The 14,934-nt window shown below is 32.0% G+C and carries 17 protein-coding genes and 4 tRNA genes; all 21 read left to right on the top strand.

Annotation, left to right across the window (positions count from 1 at the left end; genetic code table 11):
- Positions 1 to 25: 25 nt before the first annotated feature.
- The 21 genes from RSE15_RS05540 to rplJ all read left to right on the top strand — a co-directional run bounded on the left by RSE15_RS05540 (position 26) and on the right by rplJ (position 14,934).
- On the top strand, positions 26 to 1,975 hold the full coding sequence (locus RSE15_RS05540) for a putative porin (RefSeq protein WP_324069969.1): 1,950 nt from the start codon (positions 26 to 28) through the stop codon (positions 1,973 to 1,975).
- Between the two features lie 153 nt (positions 1,976 to 2,128).
- Positions 2,129 to 3,490 (top strand): pyridoxal-phosphate dependent enzyme, encoded by a 1,362-nt coding sequence (locus tag RSE15_RS05535; RefSeq protein WP_324069967.1) that lies wholly within the window; start codon positions 2,129 to 2,131, stop codon positions 3,488 to 3,490.
- An 88-nt stretch (positions 3,491 to 3,578) separates the two neighbouring features.
- Positions 3,579 to 4,847: a DUF2851 family protein gene (locus RSE15_RS05530; RefSeq protein ID WP_324069965.1), complete on the top strand. Its 1,269-nt coding sequence runs from the start codon at positions 3,579 to 3,581 to the stop codon at positions 4,845 to 4,847.
- Positions 4,848 to 4,876: 29 nt separating this feature from the next.
- Positions 4,877 to 5,098, top strand: a complete 222-nt coding sequence (locus RSE15_RS05525) for a PspC domain-containing protein (RefSeq protein ID WP_324069963.1) — start codon at positions 4,877 to 4,879, stop codon at positions 5,096 to 5,098.
- A gap of 78 nt (positions 5,099 to 5,176) precedes the next feature.
- Positions 5,177 to 6,817: a sodium-dependent transporter gene (locus RSE15_RS05520; protein WP_324069961.1), complete on the top strand. Its 1,641-nt coding sequence runs from the start codon at positions 5,177 to 5,179 to the stop codon at positions 6,815 to 6,817.
- A gap of 2 nt (positions 6,818 to 6,819) precedes the next feature.
- Entirely contained in the window at positions 6,820 to 6,975 is a 156-nt protein-coding gene (locus RSE15_RS05515) for a hypothetical protein (protein WP_324069959.1), read from the top strand.
- A gap of 13 nt (positions 6,976 to 6,988) precedes the next feature.
- The gene (locus RSE15_RS05510) at positions 6,989 to 7,867 is read left to right on the top strand and encodes a ComEA family DNA-binding protein (RefSeq protein WP_324069957.1); all 879 of its coding nucleotides are present in this window, start codon (positions 6,989 to 6,991) and stop codon (positions 7,865 to 7,867) included.
- Positions 7,868 to 7,908: 41 nt separating this feature from the next.
- Positions 7,909 to 9,078 carry an acyl-CoA dehydrogenase family protein gene (locus RSE15_RS05505; RefSeq protein WP_324069955.1) on the top strand — a complete coding sequence of 390 codons (1,170 nt, stop codon included), beginning with the start codon at positions 7,909 to 7,911 and terminating at the stop codon, positions 9,076 to 9,078.
- Positions 9,079 to 9,151: 73 nt separating this feature from the next.
- Positions 9,152 to 9,346 (top strand): 30S ribosomal protein S21, encoded by a 195-nt coding sequence (gene rpsU, locus RSE15_RS05500; protein ID WP_111567655.1) that lies wholly within the window; start codon positions 9,152 to 9,154, stop codon positions 9,344 to 9,346.
- A gap of 65 nt (positions 9,347 to 9,411) precedes the next feature.
- Positions 9,412 to 10,302: a tyrosine-type recombinase/integrase gene (locus tag RSE15_RS05495; protein WP_324069954.1), complete on the top strand. Its 891-nt coding sequence runs from the start codon at positions 9,412 to 9,414 to the stop codon at positions 10,300 to 10,302.
- Positions 10,303 to 10,336: 34 nt separating this feature from the next.
- On the top strand, positions 10,337 to 10,639 hold the full coding sequence (gene hpf, locus RSE15_RS05490; RefSeq protein WP_324069953.1) for a ribosome hibernation-promoting factor, HPF/YfiA family: 303 nt from the start codon (positions 10,337 to 10,339) through the stop codon (positions 10,637 to 10,639).
- Between the two features lie 92 nt (positions 10,640 to 10,731).
- Positions 10,732 to 10,805 (top strand) — tRNA-Thr (locus RSE15_RS05485).
- Positions 10,806 to 10,836: 31 nt separating this feature from the next.
- A tRNA-Tyr gene (locus RSE15_RS05480) sits at positions 10,837 to 10,918 on the top strand.
- 70 nt (positions 10,919 to 10,988) lie between these two features.
- Positions 10,989 to 11,060 (top strand) — tRNA-Thr (locus tag RSE15_RS05475).
- A gap of 57 nt (positions 11,061 to 11,117) precedes the next feature.
- Positions 11,118 to 12,305 (top strand): elongation factor Tu, encoded by a 1,188-nt coding sequence (gene tuf / locus RSE15_RS05470; protein WP_008256583.1) that lies wholly within the window; start codon positions 11,118 to 11,120, stop codon positions 12,303 to 12,305.
- A gap of 52 nt (positions 12,306 to 12,357) precedes the next feature.
- Positions 12,358 to 12,429: transfer RNA gene (locus tag RSE15_RS05465), tRNA-Trp, on the top strand.
- Between the two features lie 15 nt (positions 12,430 to 12,444).
- On the top strand, positions 12,445 to 12,639 hold the full coding sequence (secE, locus tag RSE15_RS05460; protein ID WP_008256584.1) for a preprotein translocase subunit SecE: 195 nt from the start codon (positions 12,445 to 12,447) through the stop codon (positions 12,637 to 12,639).
- A 10-nt stretch (positions 12,640 to 12,649) separates the two neighbouring features.
- Positions 12,650 to 13,201 (top strand): transcription termination/antitermination protein NusG, encoded by a 552-nt coding sequence (gene nusG / locus RSE15_RS05455; protein ID WP_324069952.1) that lies wholly within the window; start codon positions 12,650 to 12,652, stop codon positions 13,199 to 13,201.
- A 66-nt stretch (positions 13,202 to 13,267) separates the two neighbouring features.
- Positions 13,268 to 13,705, top strand: coding sequence for a 50S ribosomal protein L11 (rplK, locus tag RSE15_RS05450; RefSeq protein ID WP_008256586.1), 438 nt, complete (start codon positions 13,268 to 13,270; stop codon positions 13,703 to 13,705).
- Between the two features lie 19 nt (positions 13,706 to 13,724).
- A complete protein-coding gene (gene rplA / locus RSE15_RS05445; protein WP_291134828.1) occupies positions 13,725 to 14,414 on the top strand; it encodes a 50S ribosomal protein L1 in 690 nt (229 codons plus the stop codon).
- 22 nt (positions 14,415 to 14,436) lie between these two features.
- Entirely contained in the window at positions 14,437 to 14,934 is a 498-nt protein-coding gene (gene rplJ / locus RSE15_RS05440) for a 50S ribosomal protein L10 (protein WP_324069951.1), read from the top strand.

Below are 14,934 nucleotides of genomic sequence, written 5' to 3'. Positions count from 1 at the left end.
TACATTTGCTTTAAGCTAAAATGCAATGAGATTTTTACTATTTATACTTTTATTTTCTTTATCAACACTTTCTAATGCACAAATTAGAAATGTTAATGGTGGTATCGGTGGGCTTCCTAGCAGAAATTCCGATCCCAATGATACCCTTGCTAAACTTAACAAGGCTAAGAATAAAGAATTATTAGCGAAAGCTCCAATTGATTTATATAAAATCTATACCCTGCAAAAAGATACTACTTATGTAGATACTTCTCTTACAATTCAAAGCGAGTATAAATATAACTTTCTACGAAAAGATATTTTTGGATTACTTCCATTTGCAAATGAAGGACATGCTTATAATACTTTATTTTTCGGATTAACAAATAAAAATGTTTTTCCAAATTTTGGTTTTCAAGCCAAACATGTTAATTACTTAGAATCAAATGATATAAAGTATTATTCGGTTCCAACACCATTGTCTGATTTGTATTTTAAGACGGTTATGGAACAAGGGCAATCATTAGACGCTTTTTTAACAGTTAATACAAAACCTAATCTTAATTTTTCAATTGCGTATAAAGGATTGCGTTCATTGGGTAAATATGTGAATAATTTAACTAGTTCTGGTAATTTTAGATTTACATCCAGTTATTTTACTGAAGACAAGAGATATTTCTTAAATGCTCATTTTACAGGTCAAGATATTTCAAATCAAGAAAATGGAGGAATTGTCAATCCAAGTGAATTTGAATTAAGTGAAGATCCTTTTGGTGAAAGAGAAAGAATTAAAGTTTATTTTACAAACGCAACGTCACTATTAAAAGGGAATCGATTTTTTATAGATCATTCATTTAAATTAAAAAAGGATAATCCAAATAGTTTAGTTTTTACACATCAATTCAATCAAGAATATAAGTTTTTTCAATTTACTCAACCTACTATAAATTCTCGATATGGGAATTCTTACACCAATAGTATTAATAATAAAACACGTTATAATCATTTCTATAATAAATTTGGGATAGCTTATAAAACTAAATCGTATGGTGATTTAGAGTTTTTTATGGATGATAATCACTATAATTATTATTACAACAGTGTGGTTTATAATTCAAATGGAACAATTGCAATTCCAAATTCAATTTCCGATAGAATTAATATGGTTGGAGGTAATTATTTTTATTTAATTAACGGTGTTAATGTTAAATTACATGCCTCTCAGTCTATTTCTGAACAATCTATTTCAAATATTGAAGCTTCTGCAGATTATTCTTTTAATGAAGATTTTAAATTCCATTTCAAATACCAAAAATTAAATAGTTTGCCTAATTTGAATTATAATTTATATCAAAGTGGTTATATAAATTATAATTGGTTCAACAATTTTAAAAATGAAAAAGTAAACCAATTTGATTTTTCTGTTCAATCAAAATGGATAGACATTTCAGCTACTTACAAAGTGTTAAATGATCATTTGTATTTTGATAATATTACAAATAACATTGCCATTTTAGAAGTAAAACCAATGCAGTATGACAATACTATTAATTATCTTGCTGTGAAAGCTAGTAAAGAAATTAAGTTTTGGAAATTCGCTTTAGACAATACTATTTTATATCAAAAAGTGGATCAATCAAATGATATTGTAAATGTTCCACAAATTGTTACAAGAAATACTTTATATTTCACTGATTATGTATTTAAAAAGGCAATGCTTTTACAAACGGGTGTAACTTTTCAATATTTTACGAAGTATTATGCAAATGATTACAATCCTATAATGGGTGAATTTTATGTTCAAAATGAAACTAAAATAGGTGGATTTCCAATGATGGATTTCTTTATTAATGCTAGAGTAAAACAAACTCGAATTTTCTTAAAAGCAGAACATTTCAACTCGGCTTGGACAGGTTACGATTTTTATTCAGCACCAAATTATCCATATAGAGATTTTATTGTTCGTTTTGGATTAGTGTGGAATTTCTTTCAATAAAAACTTTTGGTAGGCAATTTTTATGACCTTTATGCCGCTTTTTGTAACATAATCTGCTGTTTATTTTCATTTTTGTATTCGTAATATTCACACTATCTTTGCAATCGATTTTGAAAACATAAATTTTCTAAATTTTAATTTCTTTAATTTAAAATGAAATACGCTAAAAATATATTAGAAACTATTGGTAACACACCTTTAGTACAATTAAATAAAATCACTGCTGAAGTAGATGCATTGGTATTAGCTAAGGTCGAAACTTTTAATCCAGGAAATTCTGTTAAAGATAGAATGGCTGTTAAAATGATTGAAGATGCTGAAGCAGATGGAAGATTAAAACCTGGAGGAACCATCATTGAAGGAACTTCTGGAAACACTGGAATGGGATTAGCGCTAGCTGCTATCGTAAAAGGTTACAAATGTATTTTTGTAATTTCAGACAAGCAATCAAAAGAAAAATCAGATATTCTTCGTGCCGTTGGAGCAAAAGTAATTGTATGTCCAACAGACGTAGAACCAACTGATCCTCGCTCGTATTATTCGGTATCAAAAAAATTAGGAGATGAAATCCCAAATTCTTGGTACGTAAATCAATATGATAATCCAAGTAATGCTATTGCGCATTATGAGCAAACAGGTCCAGAAATTTGGGAACAAACAGAAGGAAAAATCACGCACTTCGTAGTAGGTGTTGGAACGGGTGGAACGATTTCTGGTGTGGCAAAATATTTAAAAGAGAAAAATCCAAACATCAAAATTTGGGGAATTGATACCTATGGTTCAGTTTTTAAAAAATACCACGAAACTGGAATTTTTGATGAGAATGAAATCTATTCGTACATCACAGAAGGAATCGGTGAAGACATTTTACCTAAAAACGTTGATTTTTCATTAATCGATGGTTTTACAAAAGTTACCGATAAAGATGCAGCGGTTTATACAAGAAAAATCGCGTTAGAAGAAGGTATTTTTGTTGGAAACTCCGCTGGAGCTGCTGTAAAGGGTTTATTGCAGTTAAAAGAACACTTTACTCCAGAAGATGTAGTTGTGGTCTTATTTCACGATTCTGGAAGCCGTTATGTTGGAAAAATGTTTAATGATGATTGGATGCGTGAAAGAGGTTTCTTAGAAGAAGAAATCACTAAAGCAGAAGATTTAATAAAAGAACACATTGACAAACCATTAGTTGTAGTTCGTACAGAAGAATTGGTTTCGCACGCCATTGAACGTATGAGAAAATATAAAATTTCTCAAATTCCAGTAATTGATGTGAACGGATTTGTTGGTTCTGTTGATGAATCGGATTTATTTCAAAGTTTTATATCAGATAAAAACACAGCTGAACGTCCAATTCGTAAAGTAATGGGAAAACCATTTCCAATCGTAAAAATTGGAACACCGGTTGAAGATGTTTCTAAGCTTATTACCAAAGATAACCAAGCGGTTTTAGTAGATTTAGGAAATGGAAAACATCACATTATTACTAAATATGATATTATTGGTTCAATAAAATAAATCTTTTTTAAGTCTTAAAAAAACCTGTAAATTTTATTTTTACAGGTTTTTTTTTATCTTTGTTTCTCAGTTATATACGCCATACAGAATGAAAGAAGATTTTTTGCACCACGTTTGGCAGCATAAGAAATTTGCTGTTACTCAACTTCAAACTACTACAGGAGAATCGATTCAGATTCTACATTCAGGTCAATATTTGCAACTTGCAGGTCCTGATTTTTTCAATGCACAAATTATTATCGGCAATCAAAAATGGGCTGGAAATATTGAAATTCATCTCAAGTCATCGGATTGGTATTTACATAATCATGAGAAAGATGCAAATTATGATTCGGTTATTTTACATGTGGTTTGGGAACATGATACGCCTATTTTTAGAAGGGATAATCTAGAAATTCCAACACTTGAATTGAGGAATTATGTTGCATTGACCGATGTGCATAAATATCAATCTTTAATTACTCAAAAATCTTGGATTTATTGTGAAAATGATGTTCAAAAAGTAGATGGTTTTATTTTTAAAAATTGGCAAGAACGTTTGTATTTTGATCGATTGGAGCGAAAATCTGAAGAAATCAAACAATTATTAAAAGAATCAAATAATGATTGGGAAGCGGTTTTATTTTGTCTTTTAGCTAAGAATTTTGGATTAAATACTAATGGAGCTTTATTTTTAAATATGGCAAAGTCGATTCCGTTTTCAGTTATACGAAAAGAATCGTTTGCAATTGAAAATTTAGAAACGCTATTTTTTGGACAAGCAAATATGTTGGAATCAAGTTTCCAGGATTGTTATCCAAATAAATTGCAAAACGATTATAATTATTTATGCCATAAATACACTATTTCTAAAAGTGTTTTTGATAAAGTTGAATTTTTTAAACACCGACCAGATAATTTTCCAACTATTCGTTTAGCGCAATTGGCCGCTTTATATCACAAAGAACATAATTTGTTCTCAAAGATTGTCAATGTTTTATCTATAAGTGAAATTTATACTTTGTTTCAAATAGAAGTCAGTGATTATTGGGAAACACATTATAATTTTGATAAAAAAAGTGTTGCTAAGAAAAAGAAAATGTCTCATGCATTTATTGACTTAATTGTGATGAATACGATATTACCCATCCGATTTGCTTATGAACAAAGTTTACATAAAGAATATTCTCAAGAGATTTTGGAATTAATAACTGCATTACCGCCTGAGAAAAATATTATTATCGACAAATTTGCTTCGATTGGAATTTTGGCAGAAAATGCATTTCAATCACAATCTTTGTTGCAATTAAAAAAAGAATATTGTGATGCTAAAAAATGCTTACAATGTGCGGTAGGAGCTTTTTTACTTAAAAATTAATTGTACTTTTGAATAAAATTAAGGGCTCTATGATTCAAAATCTATTACATTTTTTTGAAAAACATGGTTTTTTTGTGGCTTCTCGTTTAGCAGACCGTTTGGGTATGAGAGCTACCAATGTTCGATTGTTTTTTATCTATATTTCATTCGTTACAGTGGGTTTAGGTTTTGGGTTTTATCTTACATTAGCATTTCTATTAAAGCTAAAAGATATGATTAAAACTAAGAGAAGTTCAGTTTTTGACTTATAATATTTCATAAAGTGTAACTTTTATTTGAATTTTAGATAGTTTTCTTATCTTTGAAAAATTAACAACCAATATATTTTTATGTCAACAAATACAGAATCGTGGGGTTCACGAGTTGGACTTATCTTAGCTATGGCTGGAAATGCTGTAGGATTAGGTAATTTTTTAAGATTCCCAGTTCAAGCAGTACAAAACGGAGGAGGGGCCTTTATTGTGCCTTATTTAGTTTGTTTTTTATTAATGGGGATTCCATTATTGTTTGTGGAATGGAGTATGGGAAGATTTGGTGGAAAAAGTGGTCACCATAGTACGCCTTTCATTTTAGATAGTATGGATAAGAGAAAATTTTGGAAATACATTGGTGTTTTTGGAATTTTTACCAATTTAGCTGTAGCAGCTTATTATTGTTATCTTGAATCATGGACATTAAGTTGGGTTTGGCATAGTATTTCTAGAACTTTTGCAGGTCAATCGCAAGAGGAAGTAGCTGGATTTTTTAATAGCTATGTAGGTTTGGAAATGCCTTTAGAAACTATTTTATTTTGGATAGTGTGTTTGTTATTAAATACTTGGATATTATCAAAAGGATTGAGTGGTGGTGTTGAAAAAGTAGCAAAAGTTGGGATGCCTTTGTTAATTCTTTTTGGTGTTTTCTTAGCCATAATGGCTTTTAATGTAGAAGCAGGAGTTGCAGGCGCTATTAATGATGCATCAGTAGGTTTAAATTTTTTATGGACACCTGATTTTTCTACTATATGGTCTCCAAAAGTTTGGTTGGCTGCTGCTGGTCAAATCTTTTTTACACTTTCAGTTGGAATGGGTTCTATTCAATGTTATGCTTCTTATGTAAAAAAGAATGATGATATTGCCTTGAATGCAATGAGTGCTGGTTGGATGAATGAGTTTGTGGAAGTGGTTTTAGGTGCTGCAATTATTATTCCGATTTCAGTTGGATACCTAGGAGTAGATAAAGTGTTAGAGATGACGCAAACTGGTGGCTTAGGATTAGGCTTTAAAACATTACCATTCTTATTTGAACAATGGGGTACTGTTTTAGCAATCTTATGTGGAGTTTGTTGGTTTGGTTTATTGTTTTTTGCCGGAATTACTTCATCATTAGCAATGGGTACACCTGTTATGGGATTCTTAAAAGATGAATTTGGCTGGAAACACAAAAATGCTGCTTGGGCTTTTGGTGGCTTAGTGTTTTTGTTAGGTTTACCAACAGTTTTATTCTTTAATTACGGAGTTTTTGACGAGTATGATTATTGGGCAGGAACTTTTTCATTAGTTTTGTTTGCTTTTTTTGAAATAATATTGTTTTCATGGGTTTTTGGATTATCAGATTTATATGATGAATGGAGAAATTCTGATGATGTATTGCCATTTAAAGCAATGAAAAAATTGCCAGCTTGGAAAGAAATCACAACGGGTGCTGATATTAAAGTACCTGGTATATATAAATTTATCATCAAATTTGTTACACCAGTATTCTTGGGAGTTGTGTTTTTCTCAAGTTTACCAGGTGTATGGGATAAAATAACAAATAAAGATATTTATCAAAAAATTGCAACCACTACGGATGCTAAAGAATTAGAAGTGTTGAACGATACAATATTATTTGTAAATGCTTCAAGATTATTATTACTATTAGTATTCTTAGGAATTTCATATTTAGTGTTTGTAGCTTATAAAAAACGTAAAAAAGAAGGGAGAATATAATCATGAAAACAGAAGCTTTAATAACAATGTTTTTAGCCGTAGGAACGGTAACTGCAGTTACAGGATATTTTTTCTACTTAGTTTTAAGTACGCCTCCTAAACAAGAACCAGATTCTTACGAGGATAATGATGAAGATTTAGTTCGTAAAAACGATTAATTTTTATAGAAAAATGAATAAGATTAAATCCTACTTCCTGTTTTCAAGAGAACACAGAAGTGGGATTTTTTTGTTGTTTGGTATTATAGTTTTTGTACAACTGAGTTATTTCTTTCTCAAAAATCAGTTAGTATCCAATGAAAATCATACTGAAGACAAAGCTTGGTTGTTAGTTCAAAATGAAATTGATAGTCTAAAGCATATTCAAGCAACAAAAAAGGATACGATTTATCCATTCAATCCTAATTATATTACGGATTACAAAGGCTATAAATTAGGAATGTCTATCCAAGAAATTGATCGCTTACACGCATATCGTAAAAAAGGAAAATTCGTAAACTCAGCAAAAGAGTTTCAAGAAATTACTCAGGTGTCAAATGCTTTTTTATCAAAGGTTAGTCCTTATTTCAAATTTCCAGATTGGGTAAAAAATAAAGGCGCTGCAACTTCAGAAAAGTTTTCTAAGTATTTGGCTAAAGAAAAAGAAAAGATTGTTCAAAAAGACATCAATTTTGCGTCAAGAGAAGATTTAATAGCGGTTTACGGAATTGGTGAAAAACTAGCAGATAAAATTTTACTGGAAAAAGAAAAATTAGGTGGATTTGTTAGCATGGAGCAGTTTCAATTTATTTGGGGAATTAGTCCAGAGGCAATTGCAGATTTAGAAAAACGTTTTGCAGTTAAGAATTCAATCGGAATTAAAAAAATTGCTATAAATGATTTGTCTCAGAAAGAATTAGCAAAATTCCCTTATTTCAATTACAGTATCGCTAAAGAAATTATCATCTATAGAACTATGAATAATGGAATAAAAAATGTAGATGATTTAACAAAAATTAAGGGAATGCCTAACGAAAAAATAAAAATAATCGCCCTATATTTGAATTTTTAAAATTAAAGCCAATAAAATCAAAAATAAACAATTACATATTTATGAATTCAATTTATTTCACAGAAGAACACGAATTATTTAGAAAGAGTTTTAGAGATTTTTTACATAAAGAAGTGGTTCCTCATATTGAAAAATGGGAAAAAACAGGAACAATTGAACGTTTCATTTGGAAAAAATTTGGAGACATGGGCTTTTTTGGATTAAATTATCCTGAAGCTTATGGTGGAATGAATTTGGATTTGTTTTATACGGTTGTTTTTTTGGAAGAACTTCAAAAAGTCAAATCATCAGGTTTTGCGGCGGCTATGTGGGCTCATGCTTATTTAGCAATGACACATTTAAATGCTGAAGGTGATGAAAGAATTAAACAAGAATACTTGGCTCCAAGTATTTTAGGGGATAAAATTGGAGCATTGTGTATTACTGAGCCTTTTGGAGGGAGCGATGTAGCAGGTATGCGTACAAATGCAGTAAAAAAAGGAGACAAATACATTATCAATGGTTCTAAAACATTTATTACAAACGGAGTTTACGCGGATTACTACGTAGTTGCTGCAAAAACAAATCCTGAGTTAGGAAATAAAGGAATAAGTATATTTTTAGTTGATGCTAAAACAAATGGAATATCTGCAACTAAATTGGATAAATTAGGTTGGAGAGCTTCTGATACAGCTGAACTTGCATTTGATAATGTTGAAATTCCATTAGAAAACTTAATGGGAGAAGAAGGCAAAGGATTTCCTTATATCATGCAGCATTTTGCATTAGAACGTTTAATCATGGCAATCAATGCACATGCAAGAGCTGAATATGCAATTGAGTATACAATAGAATATATGTCTCAACGCGAAGCTTTTGGAAGCAAAATTAACAAATTTCAAGCTTTAAGACATACTATGGTAGAGCATGCTACCGAAGTAGAGCATTGTAAAATATTCAATTATGCTGCAGTAGCAAGATTGAATAAAGGTGAATATGTGGTTAAAGAAGCAACTATGGCTAAATTAAAGTCAACTAAGGTGTCCGATTTAGCAATTTACGATTGTTTACAAATGTTAGGTGGTTACGGTTACATGGAAGAATACCCATTAGCACGTTTATTAAGAGATAGTCGATTAGGGCCAATTGGTGGAGGAACTTCTGAGATTTTGAAAGAGATTTTATCAAAGATGATAATTGACAATCAGAATTATAAGCCAGCGGTAAAATAATTTTTAATTTTTAATTTTTAATTCATAATTATTTTCTACATTTGCACCCTTAACGAGAGGAGGTGTCTATATTATGTTAATTATACCAATTAAAGACGGAGAAAATATCGATAGAGCATTAAAGCGCTATAAAAGAAAATTTGATAAAACAGGAACTGTTCGTCAGTTACGTGCTCGTCAAGCTTTTATTAAACCATCTGTTGTAAACAGAGCTAAGATCCAAAAAGCATCTTACATTCAAGGATTGAGAGACTCATTAGAGAGTTAATATTTTTGAAAAACTATACTAACCGCTAATTAATAAAGTGTAACTTTGTTGTTAGCGGTTTTTTTATGTCTACAAATCTACAAGCATATCAGGATTATTTGATTAAAGAGAAAAACTATTCTTCTTTAACGGTTCGCGCTTATTTAGATGATATCAAATCTTTTCAAGAATATCTTCTAGGTCAATCTGTAAGTCTCGAAGAAGTTATTTATCCACATGTTAGAAATTGGATTGTAGTTCTTGTGGAACAAAACATTTCGACTACTTCGGTTAATCGTAAAATATCGGCTTTAAAATCGTATTACAAATTTTTGTTGAAGGTGAAGCAGATTTCGATTAATCCATTATTGAAACATAAATCACTAAAAACAGCAAAGAAAGTTCAAATTCCTTTTTCTGAGAAAGAATTACAAGATGTTTTTTCTAATAATGAATATTTGCCTGATTTTGAAGGGATTCGGAATCAGTTTGTAATAGAGCTTTTTTATACAACTGGAATAAGAAGAGCGGAGTTGATCAATTTAAAGATGAACAGCATCAATGAAATTCAAAAAACAATCAGAGTAATCGGGAAGAGAAATAAAGAACGGATTATTCCAATGCTAGATTGTACAATCACTCTTTTTAAATTGTATAAGGTCCAACGGAATCATTTAGAGGTAATTAACAATGGCGACGTGTTAATTTTGTCAAAAAACGGAAATAAAGTAAGCGAATCGTTTGTTTATCGGTTAATAAATGATTACTTTAGTACTGTCTCGAAAAAAGAAAAGAAGAGTCCACACGTTCTTAGGCATTCCTTTGCAACGCACTTGTTGAATAATGGAGCCGATTTAAATTCCGTAAAAGAGTTGTTGGGTCATGTTAGTTTGTCGTCTACTCAAATTTATACACACAGCAGTTTAGCTGAGCTAAAAAAAGTATATCAAGAAGCGCATCCTAGAAATAAAAAATAACTCATTGTATAATCATTTTAATCAATTTAGAATTATGAAAGTTAATGTGCAAGCAGTAAATTTTAATGTAGACAAGAAGTTACTAGATTTCATTCAAGAACGAATGAATAAATTGGAAAAATATTATGATAAAATAGTTTCGTCTGATATTTTTTTAAGACTTGAAAACACGAGTGATAAAGAAAATAAAACAGTAGAGATTAAAATTAATGTTCCTGGTGACGAATTTGTAGTAAAAAAAACAGCTAAAAGTTTTGAAGAAGGGGTAGATTTGTCTGTTGATTCTTTGGAGCGTGTAATTTTAAAACGAAAAGAAAAATTAAAAGCAAATTCATAAAAAGAAAAAAAACACAAAAAATGTTTTGATTCAAAAATAAATTATATACATTTGCAGTCCGTTAGAAATAGCGGACTTTTTATATTTAAGTTGCCGGTGTAGCTCAGCTGGCTAGAGCAGCTGATTTGTAATCAGCAGGTCGTGGGTTCGAGTCCCTCCATCGGCTCAAAGTTTAAGCAACTAAATATAAAAGGTTTGGGGAGATACTCAAGCGGCCAACGAGGGCGGACTGTAAATCCGCTGACTACGTCTTCGCAGGTTCGAATCCTGCTCTCCCCACGAGATTTTGAATTTAGAAAGAAGGATTTGGTTTTCTGAATTCTGAAAGCTAACTTCTGAATACACAAAAGCCGGTGTAGCTCAGGGGTAGAGTGCTTCCTTGGTAAGGAAGAGGTCGCGGGTTCAATTCCCGTCATTGGCTCTTAAAAAAGTTTATTTTTTGAACACTAATATATAACTAAGATTAAATTATTAAATCATGGCAAAAGAAACCTTTGATCGTTCGAAGCCCCATTTAAATATTGGAACTATCGGACACGTTGACCACGGTAAAACTACGTTAACAGCTGCAATTACTAAAGTATTAGCTGATGCTGGTTTATCAGAAGCAAAATCATTTGATCAAATTGATAATGCTCCAGAAGAAAAAGAAAGAGGTATTACTATTAATACATCTCACGTAGAATATTCTACAGCTAACCGTCACTACGCTCACGTTGACTGTCCAGGTCACGCGGATTACGTTAAGAACATGGTTACAGGTGCTGCTCAAATGGACGGTGCTATCTTAGTAGTTGCTGCTACAGATGGTCCTATGCCACAAACAAGAGAGCATATCCTTTTAGGTCGTCAAGTAGGTGTGCCTAGAATGGTTGTATTCATGAATAAAGTGGATATGGTTGATGATGCTGAATTATTAGAATTAGTAGAAATGGAAATTAGAGATTTATTATCTTTCTATCAATATGATGGAGATAATGGTCCAGTTATCCAAGGTTCTGCTTTAGGTGGATTGAATGGTGATCCAAAATGGGTTGCTACTATCATGGAATTAATGGAAGCTGTTGACAACTGGATTGAATTACCAGTTCGTGACGTTGAAAAGCCTTTCTTAATGCCAGTTGAAGACGTATTTACAATTACTGGTCGTGGAACTGTTGCTACAGGTCGTATCGAAACAGGAGTTGCTAATACAGGAGATCCAGTTGAAATCATCGGTATGGGTGCTGATAAATTAACTTCTACAATTACAGGAGTTGAGATGTTCCGTAAAATCCTTGATAGAGGTGAAGCTGGTGATAACGTAGGTTTATTATTAAGAGGTATCGCTAAAGAAGATATCAAAAGAGGAATGGTTATCGTTAAACCAGGATCTGTTAAACCACACGCTCACTTCAAAGCTGAGGTGTATATCTTGAAAAAAGAAGAAGGTGGACGTCACACTCCATTCCACAATAACTACCGTCCTCAGTTCTATGTACGTACAACTGACGTAACGGGTACTATTTCTTTACCGGCTGGTGTAGAGATGGTTATGCCTGGTGATAACTTAACTATTGATGTTACTTTGTTAAGTCCTATCGCTTTATCAGTAGGTTTACGTTTCGCTATCCGTGAGGGTGGTAGAACAGTAGGTGCTGGTCAGGTTACTGAAATTTTAGACTAATTATAAGTCAACAATAATTAAAACCAGCAGTACGCTGCTGGTTTTTTAACAAACGGGCGTAGTACAAGGGCTAGTATAGTGGTCTCCAAAACCATTGATGGGGGTTCGAATCCCTCCGCCCGTGCAAATAATGATTCAAATGACAAAAGTAGTTAATTACATATCTGAAGCTTTTCATGAATTGAAAACTAATGTTACTTGGCCAATTTGGGCTGATGTTCAACGTTTAACAATTATTGTAGCCGTATTTTCAATTGTTTTCGCCTTATTAACATGGGGTGTTGATGAATTGTTTGTAAAAGCACTTGAAGGTTTTTTTAACATTTTAAAATAATACCTAAAGTATGTCTGATAATAATGTTAATAAATGGTATGTAGTAAGGGCTGTAAGTGGTCAGGAAAACAAAGTTAAGGCTTATATTGAAACTGAAACGGCTAGATTAGGTATGGCTGATTATATTTCTCAAGTGCTTGTTCCAACTGAAAAAGTTGTTACTGTGCGTGACGGAAAAAAAATAGCAAAGGATAAAGTATACTTTCCTGGCTATATTATGATTGAAGCTAACTTAACAGGTGAAATACCACATATTATCAAGTCTATCCCTGGTGTTATTGGTTTTTTAGGTGAAACTAAAGGTGGTGATGCTGTGCCATTACGACAATCTGAAGTCAACAGAATGTTAGGTAAAGTAGATGAATTATCAGTTAAAGTTGATAATGTTGCTATACCATATACCATTGGCGAAACTGTAAAAGTTGTTGATGGTCCATTCAATGGTTTCAATGGAACTATTGAAAAAGTAAATGAAGAAAAGCGTAAACTTGAAGTAATGGTTAAGATTTTCGGAAGAAAAACACCTTTAGAATTGAGTTTTATGCAAGTTGAAAAAGTATAATTTTCGTTACATATATAAATCACATCAATCGCTTCCAATTGATAGATGTGCTAAATTTTTTTAAAAATGGCAAAAGAAGTTAGTAAAGTAGTTAAACTACAAGTTAAGGGAGGTGCAGCGAATCCATCGCCACCGGTTGGACCTGCTTTGGGGGCTGCTGGGGTTAACATCATGGAGTTTTGTAAGCAATTTAATGCTAGAACTCAAGATAAACCAGGCAAAGTTTTACCAGTACAAATTACTGTGTATAAAGACAAGTCTTTTGACTTTGTTGTTAAAACGCCACCTGCTGCAATTCAATTATTAGAGGCAGCAAAATTAAAGTCTGGTTCTGGTGAACCAAACCGTAAAAAAGTTGCAAGTGTTACTTGGGACCAAATTAAAGCTATTGCTGAAGACAAAATGGCCGATCTAAATGCATTTACATTAGAGAAAGCTATGAGTATGATTGCAGGTACAGCTAGATCTATGGGTATAACAGTAACAGGGAATGCTCCTTTTTAATCGTTAAAAGAATTAGACAATGGCAAAATTGACAAAAAAGCAAAAAGAGGCTGCAGCAAAAATTGAAAAGAATAAACTTTATAGTTTAAAAGATGCTTCTGCATTAATTAAACAAGTTGCTTCTGCAAAATTTGATGAGTCTGTTGATATCGCAGTAAAATTAGGGGTAGATCCTAGAAAAGCGAATCAAATGGTAAGAGGGGTTGTAACATTACCTCACGGAACTGGTAAAGATGTAAGAGTATTAGCATTAGTTACTCCAGATAAAGAAGCTGAAGCTAAAGCTGCTGGTGCAGACCACGTAGGTTTAGATGATTATCTTCAAAAAATCAAAGATGGTTGGACAGATATTGATGTAATTATCACTATGCCAGCTGTTATGGGTAAATTAGGTCCATTAGGACGTGTTTTAGGACCAAGAGGTTTAATGCCAAACCCTAAAACAGGTACTGTAACAATGGATGTTGCTAAAGCTGTTGCTGAAGTAAAAGCTGGTAAAATCGATTTCAAAGTTGATAAAACTGGTATCGTTCATGCAGGAATAGGTAGAGTATCTTTTGATGCTGATAAAATCTATGAAAATGCACACGAAATCGTTCAAACATTAATCAAATTAAAACCAACTGCAGCTAAAGGTACATATATTAAGTCTATTCACTTATCTTGTACAATGAGTCCTGCAATTGCTTTAGATCCTAAAGCAGTATAATTGGTAGTTAAAAATTTTTAGTATGACTAGAGAAGAAAAATCAATCGCGATTAAAGATTTAACTGCACAGTTAGCGGATGTTAATGTTATCTATTTAGCAGACATTTCAGGACTAGATGCAGATACTACTTCAAACTTAAGAAGAGCTTGTTTTAAAGCAGGTATTAAATTAGAAGTTGTGAAGAATACATTACTTGAAAAAGCAATGCAAGCTTCAGATAGCGACTTTGGTGATTTATCTACAGTTCTTAAAGGAAATACATCTATGTTTATTGCTGATACAGCTAATGGGCCAGCAAAAATCATTAAAGAATTCCGTAAGAAAGGTGACAAGCCACTTTTTAAAGGAGCTTATATTAACCAAGAAATTTATATCGGTGACAACTTATTAGACAGCTTAGTAGCTATCAAGTCTAAAGAAGAAGTTATTGGAGAAATCATTGGATTATTACAATCTCCTGCTCAAAGAGTTATTGCAGCTCTTAAAAATCAACCTAATAAGGAAGAAGGAGCAGAATAA

This window comes from Flavobacterium sp., assembly GCF_035195345.1.
GTDB lineage: Bacteria > Bacteroidota > Bacteroidia > Flavobacteriales > Flavobacteriaceae > Flavobacterium.
The sequence above is the reverse complement of the archived record's forward strand: the minus strand, read 5'-3'. Positions and strand labels throughout refer to the sequence as shown.

Coding starts and splice junctions, on each gene's coding strand:
- RSE15_RS05540 (WP_324069969.1), top strand. CDS start 26: ATGAGATTTTTACTATTTATACTTTTATTTTCTTTATCAACACTTTCT.
- RSE15_RS05535 (WP_324069967.1), top strand. CDS start 2,129: ATGAAATACGCTAAAAATATATTAGAAACTATTGGTAACACACCTTTA.
- RSE15_RS05530 (WP_324069965.1), top strand. CDS start 3,579: ATGAAAGAAGATTTTTTGCACCACGTTTGGCAGCATAAGAAATTTGCT.
- RSE15_RS05525 (WP_324069963.1), top strand. CDS start 4,877: ATGATTCAAAATCTATTACATTTTTTTGAAAAACATGGTTTTTTTGTG.
- RSE15_RS05520 (WP_324069961.1), top strand. CDS start 5,177: ATGTCAACAAATACAGAATCGTGGGGTTCACGAGTTGGACTTATCTTA.
- RSE15_RS05515 (WP_324069959.1), top strand. CDS start 6,820: ATGAAAACAGAAGCTTTAATAACAATGTTTTTAGCCGTAGGAACGGTA.
- RSE15_RS05510 (WP_324069957.1), top strand. CDS start 6,989: ATGAATAAGATTAAATCCTACTTCCTGTTTTCAAGAGAACACAGAAGT.
- RSE15_RS05505 (WP_324069955.1), top strand. CDS start 7,909: ATGAATTCAATTTATTTCACAGAAGAACACGAATTATTTAGAAAGAGT.
- rpsU (WP_111567655.1), top strand. CDS start 9,152: ATGTTAATTATACCAATTAAAGACGGAGAAAATATCGATAGAGCATTA.
- RSE15_RS05495 (WP_324069954.1), top strand. CDS start 9,412: ATGTCTACAAATCTACAAGCATATCAGGATTATTTGATTAAAGAGAAA.
- hpf (WP_324069953.1), top strand. CDS start 10,337: ATGAAAGTTAATGTGCAAGCAGTAAATTTTAATGTAGACAAGAAGTTA.
- tuf (WP_008256583.1), top strand. CDS start 11,118: ATGGCAAAAGAAACCTTTGATCGTTCGAAGCCCCATTTAAATATTGGA.
- secE (WP_008256584.1), top strand. CDS start 12,445: ATGACAAAAGTAGTTAATTACATATCTGAAGCTTTTCATGAATTGAAA.
- nusG (WP_324069952.1), top strand. CDS start 12,650: ATGTCTGATAATAATGTTAATAAATGGTATGTAGTAAGGGCTGTAAGT.
- rplK (WP_008256586.1), top strand. CDS start 13,268: ATGGCAAAAGAAGTTAGTAAAGTAGTTAAACTACAAGTTAAGGGAGGT.
- rplA (WP_291134828.1), top strand. CDS start 13,725: ATGGCAAAATTGACAAAAAAGCAAAAAGAGGCTGCAGCAAAAATTGAA.
- rplJ (WP_324069951.1), top strand. CDS start 14,437: ATGACTAGAGAAGAAAAATCAATCGCGATTAAAGATTTAACTGCACAG.